This is a genomic window from Pseudoalteromonas luteoviolacea (assembly GCF_018100925.1).
Classification (GTDB): Bacteria; Pseudomonadota; Gammaproteobacteria; order Enterobacterales; family Alteromonadaceae; genus Pseudoalteromonas; species Pseudoalteromonas obscura.
The window spans coordinates 534,645-547,775 of record NZ_JAGJEH010000002.1; the positions used below are offsets into that span (position 1 = coordinate 534,645).

The 13,131-nt window shown below is 39.4% G+C and carries 14 protein-coding genes; 10 read left to right on the forward strand and 4 right to left on the reverse strand.

Annotated features, from left to right (window positions below; all coding sequences use genetic code 11):
• Nucleotides 1-313: 313 nt before the first annotated feature.
• The 4 genes from J8M00_RS05240 (at nt 314) to J8M00_RS05255 (ending at nt 2,816) form a co-directional block, all read left to right on the forward strand.
• Nucleotides 314-787: a hypothetical protein gene (locus J8M00_RS05240; protein ID WP_211009286.1), complete on the forward strand. Its 474-nt coding sequence runs from the start codon at nt 314-316 to the stop codon at nt 785-787.
• A gap of 89 nt (nt 788-876) precedes the next feature.
• Nucleotides 877-1,371, forward strand: coding sequence for a hypothetical protein (locus J8M00_RS05245; RefSeq protein ID WP_211009287.1), 495 nt, complete (start codon nt 877-879; stop codon nt 1,369-1,371).
• 117 nt (nt 1,372-1,488) lie between these two features.
• Nucleotides 1,489-1,740 (forward strand): TIGR03643 family protein, encoded by a 252-nt coding sequence (locus tag J8M00_RS05250; protein WP_211009288.1) that lies wholly within the window; start codon nt 1,489-1,491, stop codon nt 1,738-1,740.
• A gap of 347 nt (nt 1,741-2,087) precedes the next feature.
• Nucleotides 2,088-2,816 carry a sterol desaturase family protein gene (locus tag J8M00_RS05255; RefSeq protein WP_211009289.1) on the forward strand — a complete coding sequence of 243 codons (729 nt, stop codon included), beginning with the start codon at nt 2,088-2,090 and terminating at the stop codon, nt 2,814-2,816.
• 163 nt (nt 2,817-2,979) lie between these two features.
• On the opposite strand, the gene J8M00_RS05260 is transcribed toward J8M00_RS05255, so the two are convergent.
• On the reverse strand, nt 2,980-3,711 hold the full coding sequence (locus J8M00_RS05260) for a type 1 glutamine amidotransferase domain-containing protein (protein WP_211009290.1): 732 nt from the start codon (nt 3,709-3,711) through the stop codon (nt 2,980-2,982).
• Nucleotides 3,712-3,801: 90 nt separating this feature from the next.
• Nucleotides 3,802-5,850, reverse strand: a complete 2,049-nt coding sequence (locus tag J8M00_RS05265) for a winged helix-turn-helix domain-containing protein (protein ID WP_211009291.1) — start codon at nt 5,848-5,850, stop codon at nt 3,802-3,804.
• A 172-nt stretch (nt 5,851-6,022) separates the two neighbouring features.
• Here J8M00_RS05265 and J8M00_RS05270 point away from each other — a divergent pair, with 172 nt between their 5' ends.
• Nucleotides 6,023-6,466 (forward strand): nuclear transport factor 2 family protein, encoded by a 444-nt coding sequence (locus tag J8M00_RS05270; RefSeq protein WP_211009292.1) that lies wholly within the window; start codon nt 6,023-6,025, stop codon nt 6,464-6,466.
• Nucleotides 6,467-6,713: 247 nt separating this feature from the next.
• Here the strand turns inward: J8M00_RS05270 and J8M00_RS05275 are convergent, their stop codons facing one another.
• Complete coding sequence (locus J8M00_RS05275; protein ID WP_211009293.1) at nt 6,714-7,871, reverse strand: tetratricopeptide repeat protein; 1,158 nt, start codon at nt 7,869-7,871, stop codon at nt 6,714-6,716.
• A gap of 351 nt (nt 7,872-8,222) precedes the next feature.
• Between J8M00_RS05275 and J8M00_RS05280 the strand changes: the two genes are divergently transcribed.
• The 5 genes from J8M00_RS05280 to J8M00_RS05300 all read left to right on the forward strand — a co-directional run bounded on the left by J8M00_RS05280 (nt 8,223) and on the right by J8M00_RS05300 (nt 10,868).
• Nucleotides 8,223-8,909 (forward strand): helix-turn-helix domain-containing protein, encoded by a 687-nt coding sequence (locus tag J8M00_RS05280; RefSeq protein WP_211009294.1) that lies wholly within the window; start codon nt 8,223-8,225, stop codon nt 8,907-8,909.
• A gap of 88 nt (nt 8,910-8,997) precedes the next feature.
• Complete coding sequence (locus J8M00_RS05285) at nt 8,998-9,288, forward strand: hypothetical protein (protein WP_211009295.1); 291 nt, start codon at nt 8,998-9,000, stop codon at nt 9,286-9,288.
• 72 nt (nt 9,289-9,360) lie between these two features.
• Entirely contained in the window at nt 9,361-9,690 is a 330-nt protein-coding gene (locus tag J8M00_RS05290; RefSeq protein ID WP_211009296.1) for a hypothetical protein, read from the forward strand.
• Nucleotides 9,691-9,821: 131 nt separating this feature from the next.
• A complete protein-coding gene (locus tag J8M00_RS05295) occupies nt 9,822-10,277 on the forward strand; it encodes a hypothetical protein (protein WP_211009297.1) in 456 nt (151 codons plus the stop codon).
• A gap of 111 nt (nt 10,278-10,388) precedes the next feature.
• Complete coding sequence (locus tag J8M00_RS05300; protein WP_211009298.1) at nt 10,389-10,868, forward strand: NUDIX hydrolase; 480 nt, start codon at nt 10,389-10,391, stop codon at nt 10,866-10,868.
• A gap of 179 nt (nt 10,869-11,047) precedes the next feature.
• Here J8M00_RS05300 and J8M00_RS05305 read toward each other — a convergent pair whose 3' ends face one another.
• Complete coding sequence (locus J8M00_RS05305) at nt 11,048-12,715, reverse strand: energy transducer TonB (protein WP_211009299.1); 1,668 nt, start codon at nt 12,713-12,715, stop codon at nt 11,048-11,050.
• Nucleotides 12,716-13,131: the final 416 nt, after the last annotated feature.

The window sequence follows — 13,131 nt, forward strand, 5'->3', positions numbered from 1 at the left end:
GCGCTTTTTTACGAGTATATCGCTTATTTATTATTAATAAATGCTTTATTCAATCACTGGAGAAGTTACCATCAGGGGGGTAATCTTATATTGACAACAGGAGAAGCTGTTCCTGTGAGTACGCGAATGATACCAAAGGTAAAGAACCAATTGGATTACACAACGTTTGTATGCACTATAAACCAAGGGGGTTTTTTAAAAAGGCACTCTGAATATTGTCGATAGTAAGAGTCAAAAAGCGTCTCGCAGTTCTTTAATGACATAGGTATTCCCTCGAATTTTGGATGTTCAAAAACTTGCAATAGGAAATGGTATGGACCAGAAAATATTAGAACTAACGTTACAAACAGCGATGAACTACGCTAGCTTGGCATCCACAGTGTTTAATTTATTCCTTACTGTTTTATTTGGGTCATTTGCATTTGCAGCAGCTATACCACTTAGGGACATAGGTAAACCTATTCGATTTTTACCTTGGCACGTGAGTGGATCATCTTTTGTATTCTCCATTGGATTGCTTTCCTTTTATATCATCAGTTTTTGGACATTTAACCGTTATGTAAAAGATGCTGAACGTGCGTTGACGCATTTAAGTCTTGAGCTAATAAATACGGACTGCGACAGTGGGAAAAAGTTGTCAGCTATTTTGCATGTATCAGATAAATCGCTGCAAGGCATTGGTATGGGACTGCCAAGTATTGGATTTATTATAGGATCCATATTTGGACTGATTGTATTTCTATGGGTTGCGAATGCACCACGCACTGCTAACAGCGCATCACAATAAGGCAGACTCTGCTTCTGCAATATGAGTTTGTAAGAAAAACACAAATACCCACTAACTATGAGGGTGAAAAGATACACATTGGATTGAATATGACAGACCTATTTATTCCCGATACATTTGAGCCCCCATTGTATTTTGACTCGGCGAACTTCTACTTTCGGGTGCTTGAAGAACAAGTAGCACAGTTGGATTTTGATGCTGTGATGTCCAGCCAACAAAGGCTACAAGGAATATTTGGCCCAAACTCACAATGGCCTAAACGCAATATGACACTTGACGAAAATATAGAGAGTTTACAGGCGCATAAAAAGGAGTTTGAATCACGAGAGGCATTTGCATACTCGGTATTCAACAAATCACAGGATAAGTGCCTTGGCTCTGTTTACATCGACCCTAGTCAATCGCCAAACTATGATTGTGAGGTATACTTATGGGTTCGAGATGACAGTATTAAACTTGAAAAGGCGTTATATCAAACAGTCTTAATCTGGCTTCAAGAGCGGTGGCCTTTTTCACGGATTGTATTTCCTGGTCGCAGTATTTCATGGTCTCGTTGGGCAAGCGAAATAAAAAGTGCGGAATAGGCGAGTGGAGCCCAGCTTCTCTATTGCCAATTTTAGTGTAATGTGGGCTTAGTCCCTTCTTACGGCTGATCCAAATTGAATATAGGGTCGTAAAACAAGGCTTTTTGAGAGGGAAACATGCAGTTTTCAGGAGAGGACGAGTCTAGGATCATTGAAATGGCCTGGGAAGATCGCACACCATTTGAAGCCATATATCTTCAGTTTGGGCTTAATGAAAAACAAGTTATCCAATTTATGAATAAAAGGCTCAAAGTGTCCAGCTTCAAGCTTTGGCGTACAAGGGTGTCAAGGCGCAAGACTAAGCATATCAAACTACGCAGTAAAGACGTTATTCGAGGTTACTGCCCGTCTCAATATAAGCATCGCTAGTTGGGCATCGAACCGGGTGCTGGTTTGTACAATGAGAAATTTTATTGCATGGGGCGTTTCACATGGATATCTATCGTGCATTGATAGTACAGTCCCTCATGTTGTTTGTGATTTGGGGTCTGGCAAAGCGACAGTGGAAATGACACTTTGTGAATGTTGTTAGCTTAGCACTTATTTAAATCTCAAAAGGCTATTTACCTCTTGCCAAGGCGCGATCTATTTCAAGGAAATCATACTATGAGTATAGAGAAAAGAAGCTAGCTCCCGCTTTTCATTAGTAAAAAATAATTGATTTAACCTGTTGTTTTTGAGAATGTTTAGTACAACAAGTTGGAAATGAGGTAGAAATGGAATTACTCACATTGATTATTGTAATTGTTGCTTTTCTTGGTGTGTTTACGCTAGAAGTCATTGCGCCAGCTTCAAAGAATGGTTGCGATCGTCGCTGGCTAGTTTTAGCCTCTTCTATAAGCTTGTTTCAGTCATTCTCGACCGTTGGCATTGGGCTCATATTCGTTGATTTATTTCGCGAAGTATCGATATTAGAGTTTCGAGATATACACTTTTTTGCTCAAGGCGTGTTGGGTTTTGTCTTAACCAGTTTTGTTGCCTATTGGTGGCATAGAGCGATGCATAAATCTGATTTTTTATGGCGGACATTTCATCAGTTGCACCATAGCCCTAGGCGTATTGAAGCACTTACTTCATTTTATATGCATCCATTTGACGGGGCCGCAGCGACTTTTTTAAATGCCTTTTGTTGCTATTTTATATTGGGCCTTGATGCGTCAGGTACCGCTGTTAGTTTAATTTGTGCGGCACTTTACAATATTTTTATACATGCCGATCTAAAAACACCGTATTGGCTAGGGTATATCCTCCAGCGCCCAGAAATGCATAGGGTTCATCATAAAAGTTTACACCATGCTCAAAACTATGGGTTTGCGGTTTGGGATTTGTTATTTGGCACTTTTAGTAATCCCAAATCGTATGTAAAAGAGGTTGGCTTTGATGAAATTCGTGAAAAGCGGGTTTTTGATATGCTAAAAACCAAAGATGTTTATAAAACCGAATGATGCAGGTGTCTAGGAGTGACTAATGATATTTGCGTGGTTTATAAGTTGCGGGATTGGCTATAATTAATCACTATTTCGGTGGCTATAGTACAACAGGTGCTACTTGATTCATCAATGTTTCAATTTATGCAGTTGAGCCTGCCATTTGGCAGGCTGCTTGAGCTTAAGAGCGGCCTTGTTTTAACAATTCAACCAATACAATAGCTGTGGGAAGTGCTGATTTGGGATTTTGGCCAGTCAATACCCCATTATCGTGAATGACATAGGGCTCGCCCGGTGCCGCATACGCAAACTTAGCGCCTTGTGCTTTGAGTTTATCTTGTAATAAAAATGCGTAATTTTTCCGAGCCCAACGTCCTTCTTCGGCGTTTGATTTTGCTGTAACTTTAAGCCCAGATACTAGGTATGTTCCGTCTGCATTTTTTATATCTACAAACGCTGCAGGTCCATGACATACAGCTGAAATGATTTTATCTTGGGCTAAAAATGCTAAAGACAATCTGGCCATTTCAGGGTGCCCGGCGAGGTCAAACATAGGTCCAGCTCCACCAGGTACATAAAATGCCACGTAGTCTTTCGGTTGTATCGATTTTAAGGGTTTTGGCTGGTCAATGTTGCTGCCCTTACGCATGATTTTGTAGTCAACCTGAGCCTGTTTAGAAAGTAGATTGTAGGCGACTGGCCGACCGGGGCTTCCATCTGGGCTGGCAAATTCGACGGTATACCCGTTATTCATGATATGTTGATAAGGCTCAACGACTTCAGGCAAATAGTAGCCATGTTTGTCGGCAGATAAAATAAACAGTACTTTTTCACTGTTGGACATTTTAGCTAAAGCTTGCTCAGTAAAAGTGCCTAATAGCACGAACCATAGTAACCCGATAACTTTAAACATAGAATTCTCCTATCGTTTTATTTTGACAGGAGAATTATTGACAGTCTTGAGGTTTTAAAACGTTACCTTGCAATGAATTAAAATGACTTTTTATGATTTATCACTAAAATTGGTTCTTATTATATCGCTGACATAAGATGACACTTGCCATGTTGCCCAATGCGATTGTGATACGGAAAAGTGGTACGGAATATAGTTATCTTGATGGAAGATCGCAGTTTGGCCCTTATTATCAATTGCTATGATGGCATTGCTTTGAGGGTTTCGACAATAAATGCGGTTATTGTCGAACTGCCAACTAATCCGGTAACGACGTAACACACTTGAGCACATGCTTGAATCTATCGCTGTGCCTTGCCATGTTGCAGATAGTTGCTGGTCAAAGTGGACATAGTGCATCTCATCTGACACTTTGTCTGCAAGTACAAAAGCATGCGTGTTATCCATCATATGAAGTTGGTTGGTTTTTATGTTGAGCAGGTTGAGCTGCCAACCCTGTTTGTGCCACTCACTATAATGAACCTCCTCATCAGAGTACCAACCTGCGGCGGTAACGGTTTGTGTGGTATCAATTACTTTTAGTACTTCAAGATGCTCTATATCGTATATCACTATGCCTTTATTTGTATTGGCTAGGAGTCGTTTATCGTCAAAAGACCAATCAAGGTGATAAAACAAGCGCCCTTGATCTTCAAGTTCAATTGAACGCAGCTGATTGGTGCCTATTTGTTGCAGCCATAATTTACTATATCCGGAGCGCTTGGAGATGAACGCAAGTTGCTTAGCGTCATTCGAAATCGCAGGTAGGTAGTCCATCACAGAAGAATTAGATAGCGCATTGACGTCTCCGTCAAATTGAATATCTCGGTTTACTATGTAAGAGGAGAACAAATAGTCTTTGCCATTGTTGATTCGATTGAGATCTGTGATGCGTCTTGAATCACTATATAAAACTTGCTGTTGCCCTGATGCCAAACTCGTTGCCACCAAGTCAAATGAGGGATGCTCTCCGGGGTGAACTATGGTGTTGAGGTCATGTCCCCAAAGCGCAGAGCGAACCATATATGGTAAGGTCAATAAGCTACGATAGGTGCTATCTGTGATGTTCAATTCAAAAGCTTGGCTAATGCCGGGGGCCGATTCATGTAACAGCAAGATGCGGTTTGTCTTTCTATCTCTATCTAGATAATAGTTTCCTTTGCCATTGGCGATTGGCTGAGCAACTTTTCGTTTTGCCACAGTGTTTAAAGATATGCTATAGACTTGCCAAGGCGCATACTCTGCACCTCTTTCAATGAACAAGAGCTTTTGCTCCTTTGGGATATGGATAACGCTTCTAAGCTGACTGTCTGCACATTGATATACCACCTTGGGCGCGCTGAAAATTGCCTCTGATATCTCAATTTGGTGGATTTCACACTCTTGTCCTTGGTCGAACAAATAAAATAACTTTTGCCCATCATCCGACCAATAAGCATCGTGGGCCTTTCCACTTTCGGGGCTGACTATATGAGTTATGTTGTTTTGATTATCATGGATATGCAGCTGATTTACACCCAAGGCAGTTGGTGCTGAAAACGCCAAGTATCGTAGATCTGGAGACATAGCCCCTTCGAATTGGGTAGTTGAGAGTCTAGATAGAGGGGAAACCTTTGCATCAATGTAAGTGGGAGTACTATCGGATTGAGAAACAAATACTGAATAGGTGATGCAGGCAGCGATAAAACACAGAACCAAGTAGAGGTGTTTTGAACGATATACAGGGGATGATTTGTGTAGCAAGGACTTTTTGTTAGCTGGGCCTTCTAAATGAAGTTCATCATTATGGGTGGTCGCTTCAACCTTAATGGCAAATTTATAACCAACTTTTGGCACAGTGACGACAAACCGCTTTATTTTGTCATTATCGTCAAGGGCCTTGCGTAATTTTACAACTATGCGATTAATGGCACTATCACTTACAACCTGCCCAAACCAAACTTGTTCAATTAACTCATCTCGACTAATCGCGCGCTGTGGGTTTTGACAAAAATAACTCAATAGTTCAGCCACTTTAGGTTCTAGCAGGTGTTCTTGCTGCCCTTTGCTCAGTATGTTGTTATTGGCATCAAAATAAAATTGGCCTAACTTCCAGCGCATTTTCTTCCTTTCATATTTTTATAATTATTTGATAAATATGCGAATAATTTAAAGTCACGTTCGGTCACTTGTCAGACATGACATGCGGTATATCAAGATTGTACATTACCCCACAATCCAAAATCTATCTTCTTGCATTACGAAGGTTTTTTAAAGAAAACAAGGAATAAATATGAAGCGAATAACTCAAGTGATGGCGGTGTATTTAGCCGCTATGTTGCAGATAAGTACAGCTGGCGCAAATGAAGATATCGAACAAATAAAGCAAGTGATTCAATGGTACTTTGATGGCACTGCTGAAGGAAAGCCCGCTTTAGTTGAGCAGGCATTTTTACCCAGTTTAGAGCTTCAGTTTGTTGACAGTGGTGGTGCGTTTAGACGTTGGTCGGGACAAACCTACATCAGTGGTATTGAAGAGGGTAAAAAAAACAGCCGTGTGGGAGAGATAATCGCTATTGATGTAACGGGTGACTCGGCTATGGCAAAGGCAACAATCACCATTCATAACACGGTTTATACTGACTACTTCCTACTATTAAAGCTTAGCCAGGGCTGGAAAATTACCAACAAGATCTTTACTAGAAAACAGGTTCGAAGCCATCAATATTCTAAGTAACCCCAAGCGCTTGAGTATGGCGATAACATAGAGCATTCATAGGCTATGTGACGTTTGCACTCGGTATACTCGCGGGCTGTGAATAAGCTGCCAGCGTGATTTTAACCTTGCCTAATCATGGCGGGGTTTAGCGCTTGGTTATGAGCTGATCTGATGTGAGTGGAGCACTCAATGTAATTGAGTGTTTCGCTCACTCAAGATAGCCTCATTTATAAATAGGTAGTTACCATTATTTAGTTACCAAATACTAATGCTTCTTTTTCGATATTGCGTCATGCTTGGCTTGAAACAAAGAACGTTTCTGGGGATCTGAAGACTTTTCGATTGCAAGCGCAAGTAATCGCTCAGTGTTTTCCATTTCGCCTTTGGTATAATAGATACGAGCCAGTTCAAAGTAGGGTTCTGGAATATAGGGCGTTTCAACAATGACTTCTTTTAACTCTCTTATCGCTTTGTTATAGCTACCCTTTTTAATTGCCCTTTGAGCCAATTGAATTTTATCAAACGGCGTTGAGGCGCTGCTGTCGAGTAAGTTTTCTAGGTGATTTATCAGCTCTGTATTATCTTGATTTTTCACTAACGATAAATAATTAGAAATTAAATTTTGACTCGTCAAATGATGTTTATCTGCAAATTTAAATAATTCTAGAGCGTCGTTTTGTAGTCCTTTTCTGCGGTGTAAAATTGCGGCGATGTTGATCAACTCAGCATCATTTGGACTATAGTTCAGCGCGCTTGTTAAAAAGCTATAGCTTTGATTGAAGTTCTCGTTTAGCAAAGAATCTACGGCTTTGTTTGCATAATATTTAGCTATTAGGTCGTCGTAGCTTGCAGTATCGATGAAAAAACTGTCTTGGGCTGGGAAATAATCGACAACAGTGCCGGCGCGAATGATCTCAAACTGATTGGCAGCACTCGGTGAATTCGGCGCTAACAATTTGGTGCGAAAGTGATTAGAGATCAATATAGTATTATTGTTTTTTCGAAAAACAGGGACTGTACCTACTTCTCTAAATGTGGTTTCTACTTTTGCTAATGTTGCATAGGCCTGAGTTAATATTGCCAAGGATATGCAATTGCCTTCATTTTTCTCCAAAGATTCTCGTGCTGTTAGAGTTGCGCCGTCGTAAGTAAATTGATCAAGTCGTTTCTTGAGGTAGTTAAATACAGCTTTATCTGGACGAGTGCCTTTATCGAGAGCTGTCTTAAAGTAAGCCAAGAATTTATCTTGCTCTTGTTTGGGCAAAGAAAATATATCATGTTCTTCAATTGTGGATTGGTGCTCAAAAGCAGCATGGTTAAATAGTTCTTCAACAGAGGGGGTTTCTTCGAGTGGGGTTGTCTTTGTGCTTGAACATGCAATCAATTGAGCTGTAAAAAGCAATAGAACTGCGGTCTTTATCATGAAAATTGCTCCTTCAATATAACAGTTGTACTACTTATTTATGTCACGTATTTTCTTAATTAGCAATTGTACCGAAAATAGCCTACGCGATATCGAACCCTTTACACTTAAATATTCACCTGTTTTGATGGTGGTAAATACGAGCTGTTGTGGTTCTTTAAATCAGAGCGTATCTTCTTGCGCTACCCTTAATAGGTAGCTTAACCGAATCGCGTTCTGCTTTTTTATAACGTACTAATTTTAAAGCTTTGTCATGCTGTGGCGTTTAAATGTCGTTAGATAGAAATAGACGTTAAAGGTGAGGCACGCATAATTACGTTCGTTGTTTTCAAAGTTTTTAAGGAGATCGAATTGTTTCTCTCTACAAGTAAGTTAAAGACACTACGCAAAGAAAAGGGCTGGTCACAGGAGGTACTTGCCAAAGCAACGGGGTTATCTGTAAGAACAATTCAGCGTATAGAAGCTAACGGTAAGGCGTCTGCTGAATCTACGTTGGCCCTGGCGTCTGTTTATAAACTTTCTCCTCAAGAGCTTAAAGCAACTTCAACAGATATTGAAATAAATTGGACGAGGAAAGTAATTATGAAAAGTTTAGTGGGATTGTTAATGATATCCAGTGCTGTCGGCATGTTAATTTATTTCGGTGCAAGCTTACGAAATTACCTAGATGTTACATCTGGCGTATTTCTCATATTATTTTTGTATTCAGCAACCATGGTGACTTTTGGTACAAATGGCATGTTTAAGTCTTTGTCCGGGCTTAAATACATTTTCACAGAAGAGATGGTTGGTGGGGATGAAGCAAAATATTTGGCGGCGCTATTTCGAAGCCAAATTAAATTCATGTATGGTGGTGCATTAATCGGCTTAGTAGTAGGCTTAATTGCAATACTTAGCAATATTGATACCTATGAGAACTTTTCCTTGTTAAGGGCATTGTCAGTCAATTTAGTGGTTTTACTTTATGCTGCGTTAATAAGTGAAGGCGTGTTTAGGCCTTTGAGTATTAAGCTTAAAACATGTGACATAAAAGAGTAAACTTGTAACATATTGGGTATATGGCAGGGCAGCTTTAAATGGAGTCGATTTATTTTGGGGAGCTGGTAATAATGAGTGATGAGTTGCAATGACGATTTCGGAATTTAACTATATTGAGTCGATGCTCTGGTTTGCCATAGCGCTTGGGTTAATCATAAATTTGCTAATGAAAGGCCATAGAGATGCCTATTTTACGGTGAACATAATTGCTTCATTAGCTTTTATTGCCTTTGGTATTTCAGACATAATAGAAGCAAGTACAGGGGCTTGGTGGCGTCCATTTAGCCTGTTAGTGCTGAAAGCGGTTTGTGTGGTTAGTTTCATTGGCTGTTTTATAAAATATAAAAAAATAAAAAGTGTCATTCAAACTCATAAATAAATAGTGTTACGCTCAAAGAGTGTGAACGACAGTTTAATCTCTTATTGTATTACCTGATTCAAGTAGATAAATATGGATAAGAATATTTCTGATTTATTGTTTCGTTCTTTAGGTACTCATGCCCTGAAAGCAATATCATTATCACAAACAGAAATAAAGCTTGTGGTTGCTCCGTGGGATAATTTAAACAACGAAGCCTTGGCTATTTTTGAGACTCCTGAAATTATATATCTAGAAGGCACCAATGGTGATGTCAGTGCATTTGCGGACCTCAATCTACCCTGGGATATTATTCGGTTTGATTCACAGTTAGTATCAGGCTTGATTTGGGAGTTCGGTTTGTGCTGCGATGAAGTTCATTTAGGCTTCAGAGCAAAGATGCCTGATATCTCTTTTTCATGAAGTACTTAGGCCAAATGACATCAATCAAAGGCTAATTTATTCTAGCTGTAACAACATTTTCAACAAGCGAAAATTTAAATTCGCTTAAAACTTCGTTAGTGGGGGCGGAGTTAGGTGCAAAAGGAGGCACTTTGAAAGCTTTAACATCACTGTTCTTATTTTTGTTTTCTTCATGCGTACTGTCAGCTAACCATAGTCTTCATCATTTAATCGGCACGTGGGTCATCAATCATGACAATAAGCAGGTTGACTATAGCTTTATTGAATATCAAAAATCAGGTGACAAGTGTGAAATATCTTTTTCTTTAGTTTACTCACTCGAAGTTGATATGTATTGGAATAAGTGGAAAGTCGAAAACGGTGTCATTCATTCGACAATACACAATACCAACACTTTACTTGAATACGGCACTAAAATTGGCGATAAAATTAAACGGCTAAATGAAAAAGAGTTATTTGTTGATATGGTCATTCCCAAGGGGGAGTACGCTACTGAGTACCACTATAAGAATATGAATGCAAAACCGGGTCAGGTGTGTAATACAGTTAAAAAGTTCTTTAATCATAAAAGTCTATTAGAACAATAAATTTTGATTGGATAATTGTTTTAAAATAGGTACGGATTGTTGTAGGGTCTATGTGACAACAACGAGTTTTGTTCAAGTTTTATTTAGGCTGGCGTGTTTAGGAGTATCCATATGCTGAAATTTGACCAAGGGAGTGCCCGTTTCAACTTCCGTAGCGTTGCGGTTGTTATTCACGACAATCACGTGTTATTACATAGGGCTGTGGGCGATTCATTTTGGGCACTGCCGGGGGGCAGAGTAGAGTTTTTTGAAAATTCGGATGCAACGTTAAATCGCGAGTTGCTCGAAGAGCTGGGAGTTGAAATAGTCGTAAAGCGCCACCTTTGGTACGTTGAGAACTTTTTTGAGTATTCAAATAAGCAATTTCATGAAATTGCCAATTACTTTTTGGCGCAACTCAGTGAGCCGAACCAGTTCCCTATGGGGGCAGTTTTTTGTGGAATTGAAGAAGAGGTCGACCTTGAGTTTAAGTGGTGCTCTTTGACTGATTTATCCAGTATCGAATTAAAACCTACATTTTTACAGCATGGCTTGGTTAATTTGCCAATGGAGACAAAGTTCATCAAAGTTAATGAACTCAATGTTGGCTGAAGCTTTATGAGCTGACATGTCCTATCGCGAGTATCCTTTGCCATCGCAACAGCTAGCGTGTTTGTTTTGCAATAAAAGCTAGGTATATAACTAGCTTTTATTGCAAAGGTGTTATTAATGGGGTTTCTTTATTTGAATTGATTCAGACAAGCTTTAACCATCTCCAAACGAAAAAACCGTTATTTGTCGGAACCTAAATTCCATCCAAACTGAACTTGAATACCTGTTCCTTCAATCACATTGCCCGTATCATTGAGATTAACTTTATAGCGCCATTGCTCTAAAGCATTTATCCCTGCTTGTTCAAAGTAGCCTTCAGGGCTTGCTTCAATTACCCGAATATTAACAGGTTCGCCTTTTGCATTAAGGTCAAACTCTAAAGTTACGCTGCCGGTAATACCTTGTTTTGCAGCTTCAATTGGATAGTCGTATTCTTTGGTATAGATGACTACAGGCTTATAACTTTTTGGTGTAACTGCGCTTTTTGTCTTTTCTTGAATTTCTCCAAAGTAGCCAAATGCAATGTAGCTCTGCAATATTTCTGCACGCTGGGGGTTTTTAAGCGTTTTCGTCTGCAAATAATTGAAAAAGAGCTGATCATCTTGTTGTTCGGCTATTTTAAGCAATACGCCATCTAGGTAGGTGTCTGACGATTTCTCAATGTAATTCAAGTAAGCCTCAATTTTTTGTTTTGCCCGCTCAAACTCTCCTTGTAAGTAGAGTCCAAATACTTCCAATCTCATTTGGTATTTGTGATCTTCAGCGTTTAGAGCACCACTATTGATCGCTGCGCTGGCATGATGCACCGATAGCTCATGTAGCTTAACGTCACTATATAAATAGGCCAATTTACGATTGATCATGGCTGTTTCAAAGTCTGAGTTTGTCTTTATGGATTCAAGCGTTTCTTTTGCTGCCATTGCATTGTTATCTTGCTGTTGCTTGGTCGCCTTATCAATGGCTTGTTTAATATTCGCAGGCAAAACCTGCTTAGCACGTAGGTTGTGGCATTGATAGGTCAGGGTTTGACATGTAGAGTTGTTTTGTAGTTTTTGAGGTGGTTTTATTTGTTTCTCAAATTGGATTTGATTAGCATGCCGTTTTGCTATTCGAGTTTGTATCTCATCGAGCACGCGTTGAGCGGTCTGATTTTGCGCTTCTTCATCAATCATTGTTTGAATATCAAGCAGTAACTCGTAACGTGTTTGGTCTTTTTTCTGTTGTGCTATTTGATCGAAAATTTCAAAGATGTCAAAGTCAAACGATTCACCAATATATGCCAAATAATTTAATGCTTTTTCTTCTCCAAGTTCGAACCAACCAAGCTTAACAAACAGTTTTATTGCCAAAATCAGCGCCGATTTATATTCTTCTGCTGGCAAGCTCCCACTGTCTATTGCTTTCAAAGCATAATCTAAGGCACGTGCATCTTCTCCGATCCGCTTCATATTCATATTAGCTAGGTGATAATCCACAATTGCTTGTTCATAAACATTTTGGCTTTTGATTTTTTCTAACCTTATGGCTGCGGCGCTATAGTAGCCATGGGTTGCGATATTTAAAGCAAAGGATATATCTTTGGCTGTATTTTCGCTTATATCTTGCTCTGGCTGCATCGAGTGGCACTGGTACCTAAGCGGTTCACAACTTAATTTTTGTTGGTCTGGAGTAGTCGTTACTACAGCTTGGGTTTTTGGCGCAGTTGTTACAGCTTTAGCTTTTGATGTAGTAGTTAAAACTTGCTCATTTTGAACTGGTACTTCGGTCACAGTAGGAGCGGGGGACGACTGACATCCAGTTAAAACAGCCAGAGCAAGTGCTGTGATAGTAAGTCGTTGTTTATTCATTGTTATTATTCCATTATATTTTTCTCAATATTAGCATCTTGCATACTTTGCTTGAAGTTAAGTTCGTATTTGAAGTTCCGATGCTGTTAACGATTGTAAAGGTGCCTGTCTTCTTGTTCATAATTTGACTTATTTATGAAAATAAGTATAAAAATCAGTGTTATGATATTCATCCTGCGTATAGTAAAAACTGGCTCAGCCGCTAGTGCTTTTTGCGTTTTGTTATTCAAATACAATGTCGGCATGCGGCTTATAGAGCAAAAAGGCCTCAAGTGTCGTGGGTACATCAACAATATTTACCATCTGTTTTTGAGCAGCAATTTAAGGTATAAGTGTATTTAGCGCTAATAACACCTAAGTGTCGTATAACTTTCGTATAGTTGCCGTAAAAGGTGCGTAAAAGTTTCGTATGACTT